The 23726-nt window shown below is 70.2% G+C and carries 14 protein-coding genes and 1 tRNA gene; 4 read left to right on the top strand and 11 right to left on the bottom strand.

Features of this window, described 5'->3' with window-relative positions:
• Positions 1-30 precede the first annotated feature (30 nt).
• Genes OG707_RS30250 through OG707_RS30240 form a run of 3 tightly spaced genes read left to right on the top strand, consistent with a single transcriptional unit; the run spans position 31 to position 6226 of the window.
• A complete protein-coding gene (locus tag OG707_RS30250) occupies positions 31-4650 on the top strand; it encodes an ATP-dependent helicase (protein ID WP_329123858.1) in 4620 nt (1539 codons plus the stop codon).
• 26 nt (positions 4651-4676) lie between these two features.
• Positions 4677-5420: an Fpg/Nei family DNA glycosylase gene (locus OG707_RS30245; protein WP_329123856.1), complete on the top strand. Its 744-nt coding sequence runs from the start codon at positions 4677-4679 to the stop codon at positions 5418-5420.
• Positions 5421-5452: 32 nt separating this feature from the next.
• Entirely contained in the window at positions 5453-6226 is a 774-nt protein-coding gene (locus OG707_RS30240) for an SDR family NAD(P)-dependent oxidoreductase (RefSeq protein WP_329123854.1), read from the top strand.
• On the opposite strand, the gene OG707_RS30235 is transcribed toward OG707_RS30240, so the two are convergent.
• The 10 genes from OG707_RS30235 to OG707_RS30190 form a co-directional block, all read right to left on the bottom strand.
• Positions 6174-6407 (bottom strand): hypothetical protein, encoded by a 234-nt coding sequence (locus OG707_RS30235; RefSeq protein ID WP_329123852.1) that lies wholly within the window; start codon positions 6405-6407, stop codon positions 6174-6176. The two genes, OG707_RS30240 and OG707_RS30235, sit on opposite strands and share 53 nt — an antisense overlap.
• 96 nt (positions 6408-6503) lie before the next feature.
• Complete coding sequence (locus OG707_RS30230; protein ID WP_329123850.1) at positions 6504-6974, bottom strand: Dps family protein; 471 nt, start codon at positions 6972-6974, stop codon at positions 6504-6506.
• Positions 6975-7098: 124 nt separating this feature from the next.
• A complete protein-coding gene (locus OG707_RS30225; protein WP_329123849.1) occupies positions 7099-7488 on the bottom strand; it encodes a helix-turn-helix domain-containing protein in 390 nt (129 codons plus the stop codon).
• A 109-nt stretch (positions 7489-7597) separates the two neighbouring features.
• On the bottom strand, positions 7598-8113 hold the full coding sequence (locus OG707_RS30220; protein WP_329123846.1) for a CinA family protein: 516 nt from the start codon (positions 8111-8113) through the stop codon (positions 7598-7600).
• On the bottom strand, positions 8110-8790 hold the full coding sequence (gene pgsA / locus OG707_RS30215; protein ID WP_329123843.1) for a CDP-diacylglycerol--glycerol-3-phosphate 3-phosphatidyltransferase: 681 nt from the start codon (positions 8788-8790) through the stop codon (positions 8110-8112). Before pgsA ends, OG707_RS30220 begins: the two co-directional genes overlap by 4 nt.
• Positions 8787-10250, bottom strand: coding sequence for a 30S ribosomal protein S12 methylthiotransferase RimO (gene rimO / locus OG707_RS30210; RefSeq protein ID WP_329123842.1), 1464 nt, complete (start codon positions 10248-10250; stop codon positions 8787-8789). The genes pgsA and rimO overlap by 4 nt, the downstream gene beginning before the upstream one ends.
• 94 nt (positions 10251-10344) lie before the next feature.
• Positions 10345-11151 (bottom strand): helix-turn-helix domain-containing protein, encoded by an 807-nt coding sequence (locus tag OG707_RS30205; RefSeq protein ID WP_329123840.1) that lies wholly within the window; start codon positions 11149-11151, stop codon positions 10345-10347.
• 189 nt (positions 11152-11340) lie between these two features.
• Positions 11341-14070 carry a DNA translocase FtsK gene (locus OG707_RS30200; protein WP_329123838.1) on the bottom strand — a complete coding sequence of 910 codons (2730 nt, stop codon included), beginning with the start codon at positions 14068-14070 and terminating at the stop codon, positions 11341-11343.
• A 103-nt stretch (positions 14071-14173) separates the two neighbouring features.
• Entirely contained in the window at positions 14174-14857 is a 684-nt protein-coding gene (locus OG707_RS30195) for a response regulator (protein ID WP_329123836.1), read from the bottom strand.
• Between the two features lie 283 nt (positions 14858-15140).
• Positions 15141-20618, bottom strand: a complete 5478-nt coding sequence (locus tag OG707_RS30190; protein WP_329123834.1) for a HAMP domain-containing protein — start codon at positions 20616-20618, stop codon at positions 15141-15143.
• Between the two features lie 276 nt (positions 20619-20894).
• On the opposite strand from OG707_RS30190, the gene OG707_RS30185 reads away from it, so the two are divergent.
• Entirely contained in the window at positions 20895-23555 is a 2661-nt protein-coding gene (locus tag OG707_RS30185) for a SpoIIE family protein phosphatase (RefSeq protein ID WP_329123832.1), read from the top strand.
• 58 nt (positions 23556-23613) lie between these two features.
• Here OG707_RS30185 and OG707_RS30180 read toward each other — a convergent pair.
• A tRNA-Thr gene (locus OG707_RS30180) sits at positions 23614-23686 on the bottom strand.
• Positions 23687-23726 lie beyond the last annotated feature (40 nt).

The raw sequence follows: 23726 nt of genomic DNA, 5'->3' as shown, positions 1-23726 counted from the left end.
GTTGTCAGTGGTAGGGTGCACGATGGGGGCATGGCGAGGACAGCGCTCGATTCCTTCTCCCCCGCGACCAGGTCCTGGTTCACGGGGGCCTTCACCGCGCCCACCGCCGCCCAGGACGGAGCCTGGCGGGCGATCGGCGAGGGTTCCGACGTGCTGGTCGTGGCCCCGACCGGCTCCGGCAAGACGCTGGCCGCCTTCCTCGCCGCGCTCGACTCCCTGGCCTCCTCGCCGCCGCCCGCGGACACGAAGAAGCGCTGCCGGGTGCTGTACGTGTCGCCGCTGAAGGCCCTGGCCGTCGACGTCGAGCGGAATCTGCGCAGCCCGCTCACGGGCATCCGCCAGGAGTCCGTACGGCTCGGTCTGCCGGAGCCCGACATCCGCGTCGGCATCCGCTCCGGGGACACCCCTGCCTCCGAGCGGCGTGCGATGGCGACCAGGCCGCCGGACATCCTGATCACGACGCCCGAGTCGCTGTTCCTGATGCTGACCTCGTCGGCGCGCGATGCGCTGACCGGCATCGAGACGGTGATCCTGGACGAGGTGCACGCCGTCGCGGGCACCAAGCGCGGCGCGCACCTCGCCGTGTCGCTGGAGCGTCTGGACGAGCTGCTGCCGCGGCCAGCCCGCCGAATCGGCCTCTCGGCGACGGTCCGTCCCGTGGACGAGATCGCGCGTTATCTCTCGCCGCAGCGCAAAGCCGAGATCGTACAGCCGCCCTCGGGCAAGGAGTTCGACCTCTCGGTGGTCGTCCCGGTCGAGGACATGGGCGAGTTGGGCGGCTCGCCCGCCTCCGAGGCTTCGGGCAGCGGCGACAAGCCCTCGATCTGGCCGCAGGTGGAGGAGCGGATCGCGGACCTCGTCCAGGCTCACCGCTCGACGATCGTCTTCGCCAACTCCCGCCGCCTGGCGGAGCGTCTCTGCAACCGCCTCAACGAGATCGCGTACGAGCGCGCCACCGGCGAGGAGCTGCCCGAAGCGCACTCGCCGGCGGAGGTGATGGCCGAATCGGGCGCCGCCAAGGGAGCCCCACCGCTCCTCGCCCGCGCCCACCACGGCTCGGTCTCCAAGGAACAGCGTGCCCTGGTCGAGGAGGACCTCAAGGCGGGCCGGCTGCCCGCGGTGGTGGCCACCTCCAGCCTGGAACTGGGCATCGACATGGGCGCGGTGGACCTGGTGATCCAGGTGGAGTCACCGCCGTCCGTTGCCTCCGGCCTGCAGCGCGTGGGCCGTGCGGGACACCAGGTGGGCGCGGTCTCCACGGGCGTCGTCTTCCCCAAGTACCGCGGCGATCTCGTCCAGGCAGCCGTGGTCACCGAGCGGATGCGCACGGGCTCCATCGAGTCGCTGCGCGTCCCCGCCAACCCCCTGGACGTCCTGGCCCAGCAGCTCGTCGCCATGGTCGCCCTCGACAGCTGGCAGGCCGACGACCTCCTCGCAGTGGTCCGGCGTGCCGCACCCTTCGCCTCACTGCCGGAATCGGCCTTCACCGCGGTCCTGGACATGCTCGCCGGGCGCTACCCCTCGGACGCCTTCGCGGAGTTGCGGCCGCGCGTCGTCTGGGACCGCATCGCCGGTACGGTCACGGGCCGGCCCGGGGCGCAGCGCCTCGCCGTCACTTCCGGCGGCACCATCCCCGACCGCGGGCTCTTCGGCGTCTTCCTGGCGGGAGCCGACCCGAAGAAGGGCGGCGGCCGGGTCGGTGAGCTCGACGAGGAGATGGTCTACGAATCACGGGTGGGCGACGTCTTCACCCTCGGTACGACCTCCTGGCGCATCCAGGACATCACCCGCGACCGCGTTCTCGTCACCCCCGCCCCCGGAGTGCCGGGCCGGCTCCCCTTCTGGAAGGGCGACCAGCTGGGCCGCCCGCTCGAACTGGGCCGCGCGGTGGGCGCGTTCCTCCGCGAGGTCGGACGCCTGACCCCCGAGGACGCCAGGCTGCGCCTCCTGGCGGCCGGCCTGGACGCCTGGGCCGCCGACAACGTCCTGTCGTACCTCGACGAACAGCGCCGCGCCTGCGGTCACATCCCGGACGACCGCACGATCGTGGTCGAACGCTTCCGCGACGAACTGGGCGACTGGCGGGTCGTCGTCCACTCCCCCTTCGGCGCCCAGGTGCACGCCCCCTGGGCGCTGGCCCTCGGCGCCAAACTGTCCGAGCGGTACGGCATGGACGCCCAGGTGATGCATGCCGACGACGGCATCGTGCTGCGGCTGCCCGACGCCGACCTGATGGACTTCGGCCCGGACAGCGACCCTGCCGCCCAGGGCACCGAGTACGACTCCGAGCAGGCCCCCCTTGGAGCGGCCGACGTCGCCTTCGACAAGGGCGAGGTCAACCAGATCGTCACCGACCAGGTCGGCGGCTCCGCCCTCTTCGCCTCCCGCTTCCGCGAATGCGCGGCCCGCGCCCTGCTGCTGCCGCGCCGCAGCCCCGGCAAGCGCACCCCCCTGTGGCAGCAGCGCCAGCGGGCCTCCCAGCTCCTCCAGGTGGCAAGCGAGTTCGGCTCGTTCCCCATCGTCCTGGAAGCGGTCCGCGAATGTCTCCAGGACGTCTTCGACGTCCCCGGTCTCACCGAGCTGATGGGCGACATCGAGTCCCGCCGGGTCCGGCTGGTCGAGGTCACCACCACCGAGCCGTCCCCGTTCGCCCGCTCGCTCCTCTTCGGTTACGTCGCGCAGTTCCTGTACGAGGGCGACTCGCCCCTCGCCGAGCGCCGCGCCGCCGCACTCTCCCTCGACTCCCGCCTGCTGGCCGAGCTCCTGGGCCAGGCGGAGCTCCGCGAGCTCCTGGACCCGGAGGTCCTCACCGAGCTGGAGCGCGAACTCCAGTGGCTGACCGAGGACCGCCGCATCAAGGACGCCGAGGGCGTCGCCGACCTCCTGCGTCTCCTGGGACCGCTCACCGAGGCCGAGTTGACGGAGCGGGGGGCCGATCCGCAGTGGCCCCGCGACCTGGTGTCCGCCCGCCGCGCCATTGCGGTCCGCATCGCCGGAGCCGACCACTGGGCCTCCGTCGAGGACGCCGGCCGCCTCCGCGACGCACTGGGCACGGCGCTCCCCGTGGGCGTCCCCGAGGCCTTCACCGAACCGGTCAAGGACCCCTTGGGCGACCTTCTCTCCCGGTACGCCCGTACGCACGGACCCTTCACCTCCTCCCAGGCCGCCGCCCGCTTCGGGCTGGGCAGCGCCGTCACGGACGGGGCGCTCCAGCGCCTCGCCGCCGCGGGCCGGGTGGTGCAGGGCGAGTTCCACCCGTCGGGCATCGGCCAGGAGTGGTGCGACGCCACCGTCCTGCGCCGGCTGCGCCGCCGCTCCCTCGCGGCCCTGCGGCACGAGCTCGAACCGGTCCCGCCCGCCGCCCTCGCCACCTTCCTCCCCCAGTGGCAGCACCTGGGCAGCAACAGTCTGCGCGGCATCGACGGCCTGGCCCGCGCCATCGAGCAGTTGCAGGGCGCCCCCGTCCCCGCATCGGCCCTCGAAAAGCTGATCCTCCCGTCCCGCGTCAGCGGCTACACCCCAGCACTCCTCGACGAGCTGACCACCACCGGCGAGGTCGTCTGGGCCGGAGCGGGCGCCCTCGCGGGCAAGGACGGCTGGATCTCCCTCTACCTCGCAGACGCCGCCCCCCTGCTCCTCCCGCCGCCCCACCCCCTGGAGCTGAGCGCGCTCCACGAGTCGGTCCTCAAGACCCTCGCCCCCGGGTACGGACTGTTCTTCCGCCAGATCGCCGACGAGATCCGCGCCACCACCCACCCCGACTGCACCGACCCCCAACTGGCCGACGCCATCTGGGAACTGGCCTGGTCGGGGCGGCTCACCAACGACACCCTGGCCCCGCTCCGCTCCCTCCTGGGCTCCGGCCGCACCGCCGGGTCCACGGCCCACCGCGCCAAGCGCACGATCCCCCGCGGCCGCTACGGAACGCTGACCGCGGCCGCCCGCCCCGCATCCCGTACGGGCCCGCCCACGGTCTCCGGCCGCTGGTCCCTGCTCCCCGTCCATGAACCGGACCCGACCCACCGCGCACACGCCCTGGCCCGCACGCTCCTGGACCGGCACGGGGTCGTCACCCGGGGAGCGGTGGCGGCCGAGGGCGTCGAGGGCGGCTTCTCCGCGGTCTACCGCATCCTCTCCGCCTTCGAGGACAGCGGTCAGGCCCGCCGGGGTTACGTCGTCGAGGGCCTGGGCGCGGCCCAGTTCGCCATGGACGGCGCGGTGGACCGCCTCCGCGCCGCAGCCACGGCCCGCGACCGTACGGAATCGGGATCCGACCCCCGCGCCCTGGTCCTGGCGGCGGCCGACCCCGCCAACGCCTACGGAGCAGCCCTCCCCTGGCCGGAGTCCCCGGCCGACGCCGGCCACAAGCCGGGCCGCAAGGCCGGATCCCTGGTGGTCCTCGTCGACGGCGAGCTCACCCTCTACATGGAGCGCGGCGGCAAATCTCTCCTGGCCTGGCCCACGGACCCCGAGGACCCCGCCCTCCTCGCAGCGGCCCGGGCCCTGGCCGCAGCGGCGACCGCCGGATCCCTCGGCACGATCACGGTGGAGCGCACCAACGGCACCCCCGCCCTCACCTCCCCCCTGGGCCGCACTCTGGAGTCGGCCGGCTTCATCGCCACCCCCCGCGGCCTCCGCCTCCGCGCCTGAAGCCCCGCACCGGCACACTGGATCCCATGCCCGAAGGAGACACCGTCTGGCAGACAGCCCGGCGCCTGCACACGGCCCTCGCCGGCCACACCCTCGTCCGCTCCGACCTGCGCGTCCCCCGGTTCGCCACCGCCGACCTCACCGGGCGCACCGTGCTGGACGTCACCCCGCGCGGCAAGCACCTCCTCACCCGCGTGGAGGGCGGCCTCACCCTCCACAGCCATCTCCGTATGGACGGCTCCTGGAAGGTCTACGCACCCGGCGAGCGCTGGCGAGGCGGCCCCGACCACCAGATCCGCGCCGTCCTCGCCACCACCGAACGCACGGCGGTCGGCTACCGCCTCCCCGTCCTGGAGCTCCTGCGCACCGAGGACGAGGACCAGGCCGTCGGCCACCTCGGCCCCGACCTCCTGGGCCCCGACTGGGACGCGGAGAAGGCCCTCGCCAACCTCCTCGCCGACCCCGCCCGCCCCGTCGGCGAAGCCCTCCTGGACCAGCGCAACCTCGCCGGCGTCGGCAACATCTTCAAGTCCGAGACCTGCTTCCTCGTCCACGCCTCCCCCTGGCTCCCCATCGGTGAACTCCCGTCCCCCGAGCGCCTGGTGGCCGCCGCCAAGAAGCTGCTCGACACCAACCGCGACCGCCCCGTCCGCAAGGTCTACCTCTACGGCCGCGCCGGCCGCCCCTGCCCCCGTTGCCGCACCGCGATCCTCCAGGCACCCCAGAACGACCGCCCCACCTACTGGTGCCCGTCCTGCCAACACAGTTGACGGCCCGTCAGATTCGGTCGTACGGTCCCGCCATGCCCATCAAGGCGTACGACCTCACCGGCCGCACCGCGTTCATCACCGGCGCCGCGAGCGGCATAGGCCGCGCCGGCGCCGTCCTCCTCGCGGAAGCAGGCGCCACCGTCCACTGCGCGGACCGCGACGAGAAGGGCCTGCACGAAACAGCGGACCTGATCGCCGAGGCCGGCGGCACAACGGCCCGCACCCACACCCTCGACGTCACGGACCGCTCCCAGCTCGCCGACGCCATCCGATCCACCGGCACCCGCCTCGACATCCTGGCGGCCGTCGCCGGAATCATGCACAGCAGCACCGTCCTGGAGACCAGGGACGAGGACCTGGACCGCGTCTGGTCGGTCAACTTCAAGGGCGTCCTGTACGCCTGCCAGGAAGCGGCCCGAAAAATGATCGCCGACGCGACGCCCCACGGCTCCATCGTCACCATGGCCTCGGGGGCGATGGACTCCGCCACACCCGGCCTGCTCTGCTACAGCACCGCCAAGGCCGCCGTGGTGCAGCTCACCAAGACACTCGCCGTCGAGCTCGGCCCGCACGCCATCCGCGTCAACGCGGTCGCCCCCGGCTGGATCCGCACCCCCATGACCGACCGCCACGACGAGGCCCACCAGCAGAAGATCGAGTCCGCGATGGTCCGCAGGTCACCGCTCGGACGCGTAGGAGAAGCCGACGACGTGGCCCACGCGGTCCTGCACCTGGCCTCGGACGCCTCCGCCTTCACGACGGGTCAGATCCTCCGCCCGAACGGCGGCGTAGCCATGCCCTGGTAGTGACCCCACCGCTCCCGCCCGGCAGCACCGTCACATGCACGGGCAACAGGCTCAGCCCCCACCCGCCGACCGCCACCGCGCCCTCGACAAGACCGGTGTCACCCGGCACCAGCACCAGACGCAGCACGGCCCACGACCACAGGGCGCCCACCACGAGCGCCGGAACCCACCGCAGTACCATGACTGCCTCCTCCGGCCGACGCTAGACGGACACGATCACCCGGCGGGAGGGCGCACCGGGTGCAAACCCGGCGCGTATGCACACCACCCCGCGCCCCTAGGCGCTCTCGGCCTGGAACATCCAGGCGTGCTTCTCAAGATCCGCGGTCAGCCCGATGATCACGTCCTGGCTGATCGGATCCGCGTCCCCGGTCGCCTCGATCCGCTCCCGCATCCGCTCCACCACGGCAGCCAGCGCGTCCACCAGCACCTTCACCGCGGCGACGTCCTTCACCCACCCCGAAGGCACCTCGCCGATCGCACTCGACCGCGCCACCGTGGCAGCACGCCCGTCCGGCGTCACACCGAGCGCCGACGCCCGCTCCGCCACCGTGTCCGAGTGCAGCCGCGCTGTGTCCACGACCTCGTCGAGCTGCAGGTGTACGGACCTGAACCGCGGCCCGACCACGTTCCAGTGCACCTGCTTGGCCACCAGCGACAGGTCCACCAGGTCCACCAGCGCCCCTTGCAGCGCCTCCCCGACCACCTTCAGGTCGGCCTCGGACAGCGGGCTCTTCACGACAGACATGCTCGACCTCCGATGCGTATGCGTCTCTACGGCTCTGTGCCGGCGCGCCTACCCCGTCCACCTTGTACGCAAAAGCCCCGGCCGGCCACTGGGGCCGACCGGGGCTGACAAGACTGCCGAAAACTCAAGCGGCGACGACGTCCACCGCTTCCGCAGGCGCCTTGATCGTCACCCGCTCCGTCGACACCGGCACACCGGTCATCGACGTCACAGAGATCGAATTGAGCATCGGGCGCACTGGCGCATGCACCGGCGCAGTGGCCGCTGCAGACTCGGCCAGCTCCGCCAGGGAAAGCTCGTCGCTCACTTCACGCATGAGCTCGGACATCCGTACGTCAAGCGCGTCGCAGATCGCGGAGAGCAGCTCGGAAGATGCCTCCTTCTGCCCCCGCTCCACCTCGGAAAGATAGCCGAGAGAGACTCGGGCGGACGAGGAGACTTCGCGCAGAGTACGGCCTTGGCGCTGGCGCTGCCGACGCAGCACGTCACCCAGCAGGCGACGGAGCAGAATCATCGGTGGCTCCCTCCTCGGACCGCGTAGCCGCATCCTTCACGCCCCACCGTACCGCCTCGCGCTGCGGCCGTGCGGGGAGCGATGTCGTGTTCACTCAGGGCTGCAAACATCAATTCCCCCCGTTCTGTTCCGTATCCTGTGCCCGCGCATTCCCGGCGAGTTCGCCGGAGAGCAGCCGGAGCGCGCTTCGCACACTCTCTCTACGGATTTCCGCCCGGTCCCCGTTCAACCGCAATGAGGCCACATTCTCCGCCCCGTCCGGCCCGGAAACGGCGACGAACACCGTTCCGACCGGCTGCCCGTCCTGCGGATCGGGCCCGGCGACACCCGTGGTCGCCACCCCCCAGTCCGCCCCGAGCACCCGGCGCACACCGCCCGCCATCTGCACCGCGACACCGGAGTCCACGGCTCCGCGCGCCGCCAGGAGCTCCCCGTCGACGCCCAGCACATCCCGCTTCAGCTCGGTCGCGTACGCCGTCACGGACCCGCGGAAGACCCGGGAGGCCCCGGGTACGGACGTGAGCTCCGCGGCCACCAGACCGCCGGTCAGCGACTCGGCGACCGCAAGGGTCTCCCCGCGGCCGGCGAGCAGCTCCAGCACCTGTGCCGCGGAACCGGGCGTCACCGCGAGGACTCCACCGGCGTTCCAGCCCCGGCCCGCTCGGCCTCCAGGCCCGCCCGCCGCAGCACCACTGCCTGCCGTACGTAATCCAGCCCGGTCACCACCGTCAGCACCACGGCCACCGCCATCACCCAGAACCGCAGCGTCGCCAGTGGCCCGGTCAGCGCCAGGACGTACATCCCCACCGCGGTCCCCTGCGCGAGGGTCTTCAGCTTGCCGCCCCGGCTGGCCGCGATCACCCCGTGCCTGATCACCCAGAACCGCATGAGCGTGATCCCGAGTTCCCGCGCGAGAATCACCGCGGTCACCCACCACGGCAGATCCCCGAGCAGGGAAAGCCCGATCAGCCCGGCGGCCATGATCGCCTTGTCCGCAATCGGATCGGCGATCTTTCCGAAATCGGTCACAAGGTTGTACGTACGCGCCAGATGCCCGTCAAAAATATCCGTGATCATGGCAACGGCGAAAGCGGCCCAGGCCCAGGCCCGCCAGGCCGGGTCGTATCCGTCCCCGTGGAACAGCAGAACCACGAAGACCGGCACGAGCACCAGCCGCACCATGGTCAGAATGTTGGCGATGTTCCAGAGGCTGGCCTGATTGACGGCCGCAGCGCCCAGCTTGCCCCCGGGCACCGGCTTCGCACCGGTACCGCCCGTGGCGGATGCCGGGACTCCGGTCATCTGCCCGCCTCCTCAACAAGACACTCGGCCACCAGGTCGACGCCTTCGGTACCGACCACCTTTGCCTCGACCATACGACCGGGGACCAGCCCCTCGCTCGTGGTGAACACGACCTGGCCGTCGGTCTCGGGCGCCTGGTGCTCCGCCCGGCCCACCGCACCGTCCTCCTCGTCCACCGACTCGACGAGCACGGAGAGCGTCTCACCGATGCGCTCCTCGGCCCGCTGGGCGGTGAGCTCCTCGGCGAGCCGGGAGATGTGCTCGAGCCGCTCGGCGATGACGTCGGCGTCCAGCTTGTTCTCGTAGCCGACCGCCTCGGTGCCCTCCTCGTCGGAGTACCCGAAGACGCCGATGGCGTCCAGTCGCGCACCGGTCAGGAAGCGCTCCAGCTCCTTCAGGTCGGCCTCGGTCTCACCGGGGAAGCCCACGATGAAGTTCGACCGCACACCGGCGTTCGGAGCCTTCCCGCGGATCGTGTCGAGCAGCTCCAGGAACCGGTCGGTGTCGCCGAAGCGCCGCATCGCACGCAGCACACCGGGCGCCGAGTGCTGGAACGACAGGTCGAAATAGGGCGCGATCTTGGGCGTGGACGTCAGGACGTCGATCAGCCCGGGCCGCATCTCGGCAGGCTGCAGATAGCTGACGCGTACGCGCTCGATCCCCTCGACCTCGGCCAGCTCGGGCAGCAGCGTCTCGAGGAGCCGGATGTCGCCGAGGTCCTTGCCGTACGAGGTGTTGTTCTCGGAGACGAGCATGACCTCCTTCACACCCTGCCCGGCGAGCCAGCGCGTCTCGCCCAGCACGTCGGAGGGGCGCCGCGAGATGAAGGACCCGCGGAAGGAGGGAATGGCGCAGAAGGAGCACCGGCGGTCGCAGCCGGAAGCCAGCTTCACCGAGGCGACGGGGCTGGAGCCGAGTCTGCGGCGCAGCGGCGCCCGCGGCCCGGATTCGGGGGCCACGCCCTCCGGAAGGTCCTCGGGGGGTACGTCCTGGGCGTGGCCGGGCAGCGCCACGTCGGGCGCCTCCTGCCGCTCCGCGGGGCTGATCGGCAGCAGCTTGCGCCGGTCGCGCGGGGTGTGGGAGGCGTGGATGCCGCCGTTGAGAATGGTCTGGAGGCGGTCCGAGATGTCGGTGTAGTCGTCGAATCCCAGGATCGCGTCCGCCTCGGGCAGAGCCTCGGCAAGATCCTTGCCGTATCGCTCGGCCATGCAGCCCACGGCCACGACGGCCTGGGTCCTGCCATGGTCCTTGAGGTCATTGGCTTCGAGGAGCGCGTCGACGGAGTCCTTCTTGGCGGCCTCGACGAATCCGCAGGTGTTGACGACTGCGACATCCGCATCGGCGGCGTCCTCGACGAGGTCCCAGCCGTCCGCTGCCAAGCGGCCTGCCAGCTCCTCCGAGTCCACCTCGTTACGGGCGCAGCCAAGAGTGACAAGGGCGACAGTGCGGCGTTCGGACATGGGCTCAAGACTACTTTGTCCTGGCCCACGCCCCGCCCGCCAGGGTTCTGTGCTTCCCGGGGGCGCGCCCCCGGACCCCCGGCACGCGACCCGGTCAGCCGGTCACCGGGTCACCCTTCGTGTACGAGAGCCGCTCCACCTGGCCCGGCTCGAATTCGTTCTGGACCTCCTTGCCGTTGACGTACAGCTGGATCGCCCCTGCATTTCCCAGGATCAGATCGATCTGCTTGTCGTCGGTGAAGGTCTTGGACTCGCCCTTCTGCAGGTTTCCCGCGAAGAGCGTCTTGCCGTTGTGCGACTTCGCCGAGATCCAGCTCATGTCGTCGACGGCGGACAGCTTCACCGTCACCTTGTCCTTGGGCACCGCCGCGATGGCGCTGTCCGAGGGGTTGGGCTTGGGGTCGGCGGGCTTTCCGGTGGACTTCTTGGGGGCCGGCGCCTTGGTGGTCGTGGGCCCTTCGGCGACCTGGGTCTTGGTCTTGTCGCCGCTGCTGTCGCCGCTGAACATCGTGAAGCCGACAAAGCCGACGACGGCGACGATCGCGGCGACCATGGCGGCGGTCCAGTTGGGCCGCCGCGGTTCCGGACGGATCCGTTCCGCCTCGAAGAGCGGAGCGGCAGGGGTAGGGGCAGGACGGCCGCCGTGCTCGGCGTCGAACTGCTCGACCAGTGGAGCGGGATCGAGACCGACGGCGCGCGCGAGGGTACGGATGTGACCGCGCGCGTAGACGTCGCCGCCGCAGCGGGAGAAATCGTCCTGCTCGATCGCGTGCACGATGGGAATGCGCACCCGCGTGGAGGAACTGACCTCGTCGACGGTCAGACCCGCGGCGATCCGGGCCTGCTGGAGGGAGCGACCGATCGAAGGCCGGTCGTCTTCGGGGGAGTTGCCGATGGACACGGGGGCGCCTTTCGAGCGTGTAGCCACCTGCTGGATGTTCAGTTTAGGGGGGCGTTCGGAGGACGGGGCAACCGGGAGAGCGGAGTTTGTACGCCATCAGGACGCGCATGGTGCCTGATGACGGGACATTTTCCGATCCCCCTCTCCAACTTGACGTTCCGCCAGAGGAAACGGTTGCCTTCCGATCTCCTACGTCTCAGACTCCCCGCGGATGATGGCCAGCACTCCCTCGAGTTCGTCGGGCTTGACCAGAACGTCGCGCGCCTTCGACCCCTCGCTCGGTCCGACGATGGCCCGCGACTCCATCAGGTCCATCAGCCGGCCCGCCTTGGCGAACCCCACCCGCAGCTTGCGCTGCAGCATCGACGTCGACCCGAACTGCGTCGAGACCACCAGCTCGACCGCCTGGCACAGCAGGTCCAGATCGTCGCCGATCTCCTCGTCGACCTCCTTCTTCTGCTTGGTGCCGACGACGACGTCCTCGCGGAAGACCGGCGCCATCTGCTCCTTGCAGTGCTGGACGACCGCGTGGATCTCGTCCTCGGTGACGAAGGCGCCCTGCATACGGGTCGGCTTGTTCGCCCCCATCGGCAGGAAGAGCCCGTCGCCCTTGCCGATCAGTTTCTCGGCGCCCGGCTGGTCGAGGATGACCCGGCTGTCGGCGAGCGAGGAGGTGGCGAACGCGAGCCGCGAGGGCACGTTCGCCTTGATCAGACCGGTGACGACGTCGACCGAAGGACGCTGGGTGGCGAGCACCAGGTGGATGCCGGCGGCCCGCGCGAGCTGGGTGATGCGCACGATGGAGTCCTCGACGTCCCGCGGCGCGACCATCATCAGGTCCGCGAGCTCGTCGACGATCACGAGCAGGTACGGGTAGGTCTTGAGCTCGCGCTCGCTGCCTTCCGGCGTCTTCAGCTTGCCGTCGCGGATGGCCTGGTTGAAGTCGTCGATGTGCCGGTACCCGAACGCCGCGAGGTCGTCGTAGCGCAGGTCCATCTCCCGTACGACCCACTGGAGGGCCTCGGCGGCGCGCTTCGGGTTGGTGATGATCGGCGTGATGAGGTGCGGAATGCCCTCGTACGCGGTCAGCTCGACCCGCTTGGGGTCGACGAGGACCATCCGGACGTCCTCGGGGGTGGCTCTTATCATCACCGACGTGATCAGGCAGTTGATGCACGACGACTTGCCGGAGCCCGTGGCGCCGGCGACCAGGATGTGCGGCATCTTCGCCATGTTCGCCATGACGTAACCGCCCTCGACGTCCTTGCCGAGCGCGACCAGCATCGGATGGTCGTCCTCGGCGGCGTCCGCCAGCCTCAGCACATCGCCGACGTTGACCATCTCGCGGTCCGTGTTCGGGATCTCGATGCCGACCGCGGACTTGCCGGGGATCGGCGAGATGATCCGGACGTCCGGGCTGGCTACGGCGTACGCGATGTTCTTGGTGAGGGCGGTGATGCGCTCGACCTTCACCGCGGGCCCGAGCTCCACCTCGTAGCGCGTGACCGTCGGACCGCGGGTGAATCCCGTGACGGCCGCGTCGACCTTGAACTCCATGAAGACGTTGCTCAGCGAGGCGACGACCGCGTCGTTGGCCGCGCTGCGCGTCTTGCCGGGACCGCCGCGCTCCAGCAGATCGAGCGAGGGCAGCGAGTAGGTGATGTCGCCCCGCAGCTGGAGCTGCTCGGCACGCGGCGGCAGCGGCTCGGAGCGCTCGGGGGCCTTCTTCGTCAGGTCGGGTACGAGCGTGCCGGGCTGACGCCGCCCGGGCTGACGCTCGCGCGCCGGCGGCACCGAGGGCTCGGGGGGTGCGGACGGCGAGGAGACTTCCCGGTCCGTGGAGACGCCCTGCGTCAGGTCGGCGACGATCGGCGAAGGCGGCAGCCCGTTCAGCACGGCGCCGTCGAGCGCGGCGGCGGCCGCCGCGGCCACGTCCACCGCGTCCATGGCACGCCCCTGCACAGGCTGCACGGAGGGCCGCCGCGGCCTGCGCCGCTGGGAGAGCGCCGCCTCCTCGGCCTGGTCCGCGTCGTAGACCTCGGGCGACTCGCTGCGCCGCGCGGAGGACCGCCGGGTCCGGGCGGGCAGCGCCTCGCGCCATTCGTTGTCGTACGCCTCGTCGTCCTGCGTGGGCAGCTGCTCCTCGGCGGGCTCCACGATCCCGAGCTTCGAGCCGAGAAGCCGCAGCCGCTGCGGGATGGCATTGACCGGAGTCGCGGTGACCACCAGCAGACCGAAGACGGTGAGCAGGAGCAGCAGGGGTACGGCGAGTACGTCGCCCATCATGAAGACCAGCGGCTTGGAGGCCGCCCAGCCGATCAGCCCGCCCGCGTCCTGCATCGCGGCGGTGCCGTCGTTGCGGCCGGGCGATCCGCAGGCGATGTGGACCTGGCCGAGCACACCGACGACCAGGGCGGAGAGACCGATGACGATCCGGCCGTTGGCCTCGGGCTTCTCGGGATAGAGGATCAGCCGTACGCCGATGGCGCCCAGCAGTATCGGCACCAGCAGATCGAGCCGACCGAATGCTCCGGTGATCAGCATCTCGACGAGGTCCCCGACGGGGCCGCGGAGATTCGACCAGGTACCGGCCGCCACGACCAGGGCGAGGCCGAGCAGCAGCAGCGCGAGCCCGTCCTTGCGGTGAGCGGGGTCGAGTCCCTTCGCACCACGCCCTATGCCGCGGAACATCGCTCCGACGCTGTGCGCGATACCGAGCCAGACCGCGCGTACGAGCCGGTACACACCACCGGTGGGTGACGGCGCCGCCTTCGGTGCGGGTCTGGCCGCTGCCGCCTTCTTGGCGGGGGGCTTCCTCGCCGGCGCAGCTTTCTTCGCGGGCGCGGTTTTCTTCGCAGCGGCCTTCTTGGCGGGCGCCACCTTCTTCGCGGATCCCTTGCCGGACGTACGTGAGGCCATGGTGGTGAGGTTACCGGTGTCTACGGCAGCGGACACGTGTGCCTACCGCTTCACCCGTCCGTGTCGCCCCTGCGGGGCACGCTTCTTGACGCGGGGTCAGCTGTCAGTTCTGCGAGGGAAGCGTGGGTGCGGAGCCGCCCGTACCGGGCTCCAGGGCGTCGAGCGCCCTCCGCAGACCGGTGAGTTTGCGCTCGAGATGGGCGGCGGTGGCGACAGCGCCGGCATCCGCCGACTCGTCGTCGAGCTGCTTGGACAGCGCCTCCGCCTGCTCCTCAACTGCCGCGAGCCGCGCCGAGAGTTCGGCCAGCAGCCCCGCGGGCTCCTTGACGTCACCGACGCCCGCCTGCGTGCTGCCCTCCAGCTGGAGGCGGAGCAGGGCCGCCTGCTCGCGCAGTTGGCAGTTCTTCATGTAGAGCTCGACGAAGACCGAGACCTTGGCGCGCAGCACCCACGGGTCGAAGGGCTTGGAGATGTAGTCCACCGCCCCCGCCGCGTATCCGCGGAAGGTGTGGTGCGGGCCGTGGTTGATGGCCGTGAGGAAGATGATCGGGATGTCCCGGGTCCGCTCGCGCCGCTTGATGTGCGCGGCGGTCTCGAAACCGTCCATGCCCGGCATCTGGACGTCCAGCAGAATGACTGCGAAATCGTCCGTCAGCAGCGCCTTGAGCGCTTCCTCCCCTGACGATGCCCGCACCAGTGTCTGATCGAGCGCGGAGAGGATGGCCTCCAGCGCCAGCAGATTCTCCGGCCGGTCATCGACCAGGAGGATCTTGGCCTTCTGCACCATGGCCCGTCCTCCTCGCCCCGGATTTGCACCGGGCGCCGCCCCAGGGGACGGCTCCATTGCGCCGCCCGTCCTTGTGCCGGTCATGGTAGCCGCACCCCGCCTGTCGCCACACCCTGTCACCGCGATGTCACTGTGCACGTAGCAGAAACGCAGTGGGAGACCAGAAGGTTCCCCGAATACCGCGGTCTCACACCACGTCGGCCACAGTCAGTCAGCAACTCCCGGCGCCGTACGGTCCCGGGGCGTGCCCCCGGGACCCTCTGCCGTCGCGCCGCTCACCGCATCACTCGCCGTTCATCCACTGCTCCATCACCGCGAGCAGATGATCGGGGTCGACCGGCTTGGTGACATAGTCGGAGGCTCCCGACTCGATCGCCTTCTCCCGGTCGCCCTTCATCGCCTTGGCGGTCAGCGCGATGATCGGCAGCCCCGCGAACTGCGGCATCCTGCGGATCGCCGACGTCGTCGCGTAGCCGTCCATCTCGGGCATCATGATGTCCATCAGAACGACCGTCACATCATCGTGCTGTTCCAGGACTTCGATCCCCTCGCGCCCGTTCTCCGCGTACAGGACGGACAGCCCGTGCTGCTCCAGCACGCTCGTCAGCGCGAAGACATTGCGGATGTCGTCGTCGACGATCAGTACCTTCTCGCTGTCGAACTGGAAGACACGGCGCGGCTGCTCCGCCTCCTGCTGACCGCCCGCCGGCCACTGCTCGCGCTCCAGCGACGAAGAAGCGCCGCCCGGCTGGCCCGGCAGCGCGGGCCGCTGCTCGGCCCCGCCGAGAGACTTGCGACGCCGCCTGAACAGCCCTGCGGGACCGCCCTGGACATCGGTCGGGGACATCCCGGAGTAACCGCCGGAGCGCTCCGGGCTCTGACCGTTGTCGGTGTTCCCCGGCATCCGCTCCAGACCGCCGGGGGCGAGCTGCGGGTAGCCCTGGGGCGGCAGTTCGGCCGGGTGCAGCGGCAGGTAGAGCGTGAAGGTGGAGCCGCGGCCCGGTTCGCTCGCCGCATGGATCTCGCCGCCGAGGAGGCGGGCGATCTCCCGGCTGATCGAGAGACCGAGGCCCGTTCCGCCGTACTTGCGGCTGGTCGTGCCGTCGGCCTGCTTGAACGCCTCGAAGATCACCCGCATCTTGCTGGCGGCGATCCCGATACCGGTGTCGGTGACCGAGAAGGCGATCAGATCGGCGTCCGCGTCGCGCAGCGAACCCGCCTCCAGCAACTGCTCGCGGATCTCGTGCGGCACGTTGGCGTTGGCCGGCCTGATGACCAGCTCGACCGCCCCGGTGTCGGTGAACTTCACCGCGTTGGAGAGGAGGTTGCGCAGCACCTGCAGCAGCCGCTGTTCGTCGGTGTGCAGAGTGGCCGGGAGCTCCGGAGAGACCCGTACGGAGAAATCGAGCCCCTTCTCCGCGGTGAGCGGCCGGAAGGTCGCCTCCACGTAGTCCACCAGCTGTACGAGCGCGATGCGCGTCGGGCTGACGTCCATCTTGCCCGCCTCGACCTTGGAGAGGTCGAGGATGTCGTTGATCAGCTGCAGCAGGTCGGAACCGGCTCCATGGATCGTCTCGGCGAACTCAACCTGCTTCGGGGAGAGGTTCCCCTCGGCGTTGTCGGCGAGCAACTTGGCCAGAATCAGCAGGGAGTTGAGCGGCGTGCGCAGCTCGTGCGACATGTTCGCCAGGAACTCGGACTTGTAGCGCATCGAGACCGCGAGCTGCTCGGCGCGCTCCTCGAGGACCTGCCGGGCCTCTTCGATCTCGGTGTTCTTGACCTCGATGTCGCGGTTCTGCCGCGCCAGCAGCTCGGCCTTCTCCTCCAGTTCGGCGTTGGAGGCCTGCAGCGCCTTCTGCCGGTTCTCCAACTCGGCGGACCGCTCGCGCAGTTGCTCGGTCAGCTCCTGCGACTGCTTCAGCAGCACCTCGGTCTTGGTGTTGACGCTGATCGTGTTGACGCTCGTCGCGATCATCTCGGCGATCTGGTTGAGGAAGTCCTTCTGGATGTGGGTGAAGGGCTGGAACGAAGCCAGCTCGATCACCCCGAGGACCTGTCCCTCGAAGAGCACCGGAAGCACGATCACATGCGCCGGGGGCGCCTCGCCCAGACCCGAGGAGATCTTCAGATAGCCCGGCGGCACGTTCTCCACCAGGATCGTGCGCTTCTCCTCGGCGGCCGTGCCGATCAGCGTCTCACCGGGCCGGAAGGTGGTCGGCATGGAGCCCGCCGAGTACCCGTAACTCCCGCGCATCCGCAGCTCGTACGCGTTCTCGGCCTCGGCGCCCACCTCGGCCGTGGTCCCCGTGGCCATCGCCAGGAAGAACGCGCCGTGCTGCGCGGAGACGACCGGGGTGAGCTCGCTCATGATCAGCGAGGCCACGTCCTCCAGATCGCGGCGGCCCTGCATCAGACCGGAGATCCGGGCCAGGTTGCCCTTGAGCCAGTCCTGCTCCTTGTTCGCGACGGTGGTGTCGCGCAGGTTGGCGATCATCGTGTTGATGTTGTCCTGGAGGGCCTGGATCTCGCCCGCCGCGTCCACGTCGATCTTCAGATTGAGATCACCGCGGGTCACCGCGGTGGCGACCGCGGCGATGGCGCGTACCTGACGGGTCAGGTTCCCGGCCATCTCGTTCACGGACTCGGTGAGGTCGCGCCAGGTGCCGTCCACGTCACGGACGCGCGCCTGACCGCCCAACTGCCCTTCCGTACCCACCTCACGGGCGACCCGGGTCACCTGCTCGGCGAACGACGACAGCTGGTCGACCATCGTGTTGATCGTCGTCTTCAGCTCCAGGATCTCGCCCTGGGCGTCGATGTCGATCTTCTTGGTCAGGTCGCCCTTGGCGATGGCCGTGGTGACCGTGGCGATCTGCCGCACCTGTCCGGTCAGGTTGGACGCCATCGAGTTCACCGACTCGGTGAGGTCCTTCCACGTACCGGCGACTCCGGGGACGCGCGCCTGACCGCCCAGAGAACCGAAGGTGCCCACCTCACGGGCGACCCGGGTCACCTCGTCGGCGAACGAGGACAGCGTCGTCACCATCGTGTTGACGGTGTCGGCGAGCTGAGCGACCTCGCCGCGCGCCTCGACCGTCACCTTCTTGGTCAGATCGCCGTTGGCGACCGCGGTCGCCACCTGCGAGATGTTGCGCACCTGGCTGGTCAGGTTGTTGGCCATCAGGTTGACGTTGTCGGAGAGGTCCTCCCAGATACCGGTGACCCCGCGCACCCGCGCCTGGCCGCCCAGGATGCCTTCGGTACCCACCTCGCGGGCGACCCTCAGCACCTGCTCGGCGAAGCTGGAGAGCTGGTCCACCATCGTGTTGACGGTGGTGACGAGCTCGAGGATCTCGCCCTTGGCATCAACCGTGATCTTCTTCGACAGGTCGCCCTTGGCGACCGCCGTCGTGACCTCGGCGATGTTGCGCACCTGCGACGTCAGGTTGTTGGCCATGAAGTTGACGGACTGGGTGAGGTCCTTCCACGTACCGGACACACCCTGCACCTCGGCCTGGCCGCCCAGGATGCCCTCGGTGCCCACCTCGCGGGCCACCCGCGTCACCTGCTCGGCGAAGCTGGAGAGCTGATCGACCATCGTGTTCAGAGTGTTCTTCAGCTCGAGGATCTCGCCCCGCGCGTCGACGTCGATCTTCTGCGACAGGTCACCGCGCGCCACCGCCGTCGCGACCTGCGCGATGTTGCGCACCTGGGCGGTGAGGTTCCCGGCCATGCCGTTCACCGAGTCGGTCAGGTCGCGCCACACACCGGCCACACCGGGCACCTGCGCCTGGCCGCCCAGGCGTCCGTCCGTACCCACCTCGCGGGCGACCCTGGTCACCTGCTCGGCGAAGGCGGAGAGCTGGTCGACCATCGTGTTGATGGTGTTCTTCAGCTCGAGGATCTCGCCCCGCGCGTCGACGTCGATCTTCTGCGACAGGTCTCCCTGCGCCACCGCCGTCGTCACCTGTGCGATCTGCCGCACCTGTGAAGTCAGGTTCCCCGCCATGAAGTTGACGGAGTCGGTCAGTTCCTTCCACGTACCCGAGACGCCGTCCACGCGCGCCTGGCCGCCGAGGCGCCCCTCCGTACCCACGTCGCGCGCCATCCGCGTCACCTGATCGGCGAACGAGGACAGCTGCGCCACCATCGTGTTGACGGTGTTCTTCAGCTCCAGCATCTCGCCGGCCACATCCACGGTGACCTTCTGCGAGAGGTCTCCGTTGGCGACCGCCGTCGTCACCTGCGCGATGTCCCGCACCTGTCCGGTGAGGTTGCGGAAGGCCGTGTTCACCGAGTCGGTGAGGTCCTTCCACGTCCCGGCGGCCCCCGGCACCTGCGCCTGCCCGCCCAGCCGGCCTTCTACGCCGACCTCCCGGGCCACCCTGGTCACCTCGGAACCGAACGACTGCAGCTGGTCCACCATCGTGTTGACGGTGTTCTTCAGCTCCAGCATCTCGCCGGCCACGTCCACGGTGACCTTCTGCGTCATGTCTCCGTTGGCGACCGCCGTGGTCACCTGCGCGATGTCCCGCACCTGGGTCGTGAGGTTGCGGAAGACGGTGTTGACGGAGTCCGTCAGGTCCTTCCACGTCCCCGCGGCGCCGGGCACCTGCGCCTGGCCGCCGAGCAGACCCTCCGCGCCGACCTCGCTCGCGACGCGGGTGACCTCGTCGGCGAACGTACGCAGCGTCTCGGTCATCTGGTTGATGGTCTCGGCGAGTTGGGCGACCTCGCCGCGCGCGCTCACCGTGACCTTCTGCGAGAGGTCACCGTTGGCGACCGCCGTGGTGACCTCCGCGATGCCCCGCACCTGGGAGGTGAGGTTGCCGGCCATCAGGTTCACCGAATCGGTGAGGTCCTTCCACACACCGGCCACACCGGGCACCGCCGCCTGGCCGCCCAGCTCGCCCTCCGTACCCACCTCGCGCGCGACTCGCGTCACCTCGGAGGAGAAGGACGACAGCTGGTCGACCATCGTGTTGACGGTGTTCTTCAGCTGGAGCATCTCGCCGGCCACGTGCACCGTGACCTTGCGCGACAGATCGCCCTTGGCCACCGCCGTCGTCACGAGAGCAATGTCACGCACCTGGGCGGTGAGCCGGTACGCCATCGTGTTGACCGAATCCGTGAGGTCCTTCCACGAACCGGACATACCGCGCACCTGGGCCTGACCGCCGAGCTTGCCCTCGGTACCGACCTCCAGGGCGACCCGCGTCACCTCGTCGGTGAACGCCGACAGCTGGTCCACCAGGTTGTTGACCGTACGGGCAACCTTCAGGAACTCCCCGCGCAGGGGCCGCTCCGCCCCGTCCTCGTTCTGCGAGCGCAGGTCCATCCGCTGCTCGAGGTCACCTTCCGCGACCGCGGAGAGCACCCTGCCGACTTCGGAGACCGGGCGTGCCAGATCGTCGACGAGGTCGTTGGAGGCATCGATGGCGGCGGCCCAGGAGCCCTCACAGGCCCCTGTCTCCAGCCGTTCGGTCAGTTTTCCCTCGCGCCCGACCATCCTCCGTACACGAGCGAGCTCACCCGTGAGGTGGAGATTGCGGTCCGCGACCTCGTTGAAGACCGCGGCGATCTCCGCCATCGGCCCTTCGCCCGAGACCGTCAGACGCTTGCGGAAGTTGCCGTCCCGCATCGAGGCCAGGGCCGTGAGCAGTCTGCCGAGGGCGGCCGAGTCCACTTCCGTGGTCCCATTGCGCCGATTTTTCGGGGACTGTCCGCTTTTTGCGCGCGTGTTCTCGGCACGCGTCGCCATGCCAGACTCCACCGTGTCCCTCCCGCAGGGGTTGACCGTACTGCCGGGCTGTCTAAGGAAGCTTGCCCAGTGTTTCACCATGGCTGAACCCGGCCATAACAGTTCGGCAGCTTCGCATACCGTCCCCGCCCTCAGTGGGCGGAAACCCAGTGACCGGCATCCGCTCGGACAGCGAAGGTAAGTAACCTGGCATCCGGCTGTCCAACCGCCCCGGTCCGCCCGGCGGGGGCGGAGGCACCAAGTACTACCACCGGGCACCGGAGGGGCGGGCCGACAATGGCAGAGCCGGGCGTCGAGACGCGTACGAGGAGTTCTGTGATCACCGCGCGGGCGGCTGCCAGTTTTGAACCGGTCGGACGGTCCGTGGCGACCGCCCGGGCCTTTGTCCGCGACACCCTCCAGGGGTGGGGATACTCCGACGTCATCGACGACGCCGTCGTCCTGACCAGCGAGCTCGTCACCAACGCGGTGGTGCACGCCGGCACCACGGCCGACGTCCTCTGTCTGCGTACGGAGACCGGAATCCGGGTCGAGGTCGGCGACCGCTACCCCGAACGCGAGGTCCCGCTCCAGGGCACGGCCGAGTCCTTCGGCAGCCCCGACCGCGAAGGCGGCCGCGGTCTGCTGCTCTGCGCGGCCCTCGCCTCGCGCTGGGGCGTCGAGTACACCCCCACGCACAAGCAGGTCTGGTTCCAACTCGACCTGCCGGAGCGCCCGGTGGGCGCCCGGTCCGCGGGCCCGGTCATTCCCGTCGAGCTCCTCCCGGTCGCCGACGCCCAGGTCCGCGTCGCGACGATCCAGATCGACCGCACGGGATCCATCTCGTCCTGGAACGAGGACGCCGAGATCCTCTTCGGTTACGCGGCCGAGCAGGTCACCGGCAAACCCCTCACCGACTTCGCGGCCTGGCCGCACACCCCGGGCACCGGCACCGGCATCGCCGACGCCCTCCAACTCTCCCGCTGGGAAGGCAGTTACGGCATCCGCGGCTCCGACGGCCGCGTCATCCCCGTCTACGCCTCGCATCTGCGCGTACGCGACCCCCAGGGCGAGCCCTCCACGGTCTGCCTCCTGGTCCGCGACGACGAACGCGCCATCCTCCAGACCCCGCTGCGCACCCCGCAGGACAGCACCGACAGCTACTCCGCGGGCAACCGCTCCACCGACCCGTTCGAAGTCTTCATCGGCTCCCCCGCCCCCGACGACCTGGACGGCCTCCTCCAGCGCACCGTCGAGCGGGCCCGCGACATGCTCGACGCGGACGCCGCGTTCCTCCTCCTCGCCACCGACGACGAGACGGAGCTGGAGGTACGGGCCACCACCGGCCTCCCCTCCGCCCGCCAGCGCTTCGCCCGCGTCCCCGTCGAAGCGGGCACGGGACGCTACGGGTCGGCCCGTATGCCGGCCGTCCACGAGGACCTGGCGGCGGTCCCCGGAGCCGTCCCGCTCCTCAGCGGTACGGGAATGCGCTCGGTCGTCACCGTCCCCCTCAAGGTCGAGGGCCGCCTCACCGGCTCCCTCGGAGTCTCCGCCGAAGCACCCGGCAGATACTCCAACGAGGAAGCCCTGCGCCTGCAGTTCGCCGCCGACCGCATCGCACTGGCCGTCGAGTCCGCCCGCCTCGGCGAGCTGGAACGCCTCCGCCGCGGCTCCCTCTCCTTCCTCGTCGAAGCTTCCGACCTCCTGGCCGGCACCCTCGACCGCGACCAGACCCTCGCGCTCATGGCGCAGATGACGGTCCCCACCCTGGCCACCTGGTGCGCGGTCTACACGATCGCCGACCAGGCCTCGGACCCGTACCTCAGCTACGTGCTCCACGAGGACGAGGAACGCATCGACGGCCTCAAGGCGCTCCTCTCCAAGATCGCCCCGCCCGAGCCGGTGCCCACCCCCGGCGCCCGCCTCTGGGCGGCCCCCGGCGAGGCAGCGCACCAAGCAGCCCTGCGCTCGTCGATGCGCAGCCTGGGCCTCGGCTCAACTCCCGCGCTGGGAGGGGGAATCGGCACCACCCTCGCCACAGCCGCAGCGGTCGGCGGCGAGACCGTGGTCCTCCCCCTGGTCGCCCGCAACCGCGTCATCGGCATGCTGACCCTCGGCAAGCCGTCCGACGACCACTTCCGCCAGGAGATCCTCGAACTGGCCGAAGACCTCTCCCGCCGAGCCGCCCTGGCACTCGACAACTCCCGCCTCTACTCGGAGCGCATGGCCATCAGCCGCTCCCTGCAGCGCAGCCTGCTCCCGCCGGGCCTGCCCGTCGTCCCCAACGTAGAAGTGGAAGTCATCTACCGCGCGGCCGGCGAGGGCAACGAGGTGGGCGGCGACTTCTACGACCTCTTCCCGATCCGCGACGGCGCCTACGGCTTCGCCATCGGCGACGTCTGCGGTACGGGCCCCGAGGCGGCGGCGGTGACCGGCCTGGCACGCCACGCCCTGCGCCTGCTCGCCCGCGAGGGCTTTGGCGGCCCCGCGGTCCTGGAGCGCCTCAACGCGGCGATCCTCGACGAGGGAGCCCGCAGCCGCTTCCTGACCCTGCTCTACGGGGAGTTGTGGCCCCAGGAGGACGGCAGCGCGGTCCTCAAGGTGGTCTGCGCGGGCCACCCGCTCCCCCTGCGCCTGCGCCAGGACGGCACGGTGGAACCGGCCGCGGAGCCCCAGCCCCTGCTGGGTGTCATGGAGGACCTCGAGCTGTACGAGCAGACGATCACCCTCGACCCGGGCGACGTCCTCCTCTGCGTGACGGACGGCATCACCGAGCGCCGCGAAGGCACCCGCATGCTGGGCGACGACGGCCTGGCCGAGGTCCTCACCACCTGCACCGGCCTCACCGCCGGTGCGGTCGCCGGCCGAGTCCTGCGAGCGGTGGAGCGCTTCGCGGCCGAACCGGCCTCGGACGACATGGCCATCCTGGTGATGCGCGTCCCCGAGCCCCAGAAGTAGCCGGTACCCGGGTACGCGAAAGGCCCCCGCCAACCGGCGGGGGCCTTCCCGTTTCCAGAGCCCCAATACGGAATCGAACCGTAGACCTTCTCCTTACCATGGAGACGCTCTACCGACTGAGCTATTGGGGCGCAGCAACAAGAGAAATCATACCCGATCTTCTGCCGTACT

Source organism: Streptomyces sp. NBC_01465 (assembly GCF_036227325.1).
Classification (GTDB): domain Bacteria; phylum Actinomycetota; class Actinomycetes; order Streptomycetales; family Streptomycetaceae; genus Streptomyces.
This window is presented reverse-complemented; position numbering and strand designations above follow the sequence as displayed.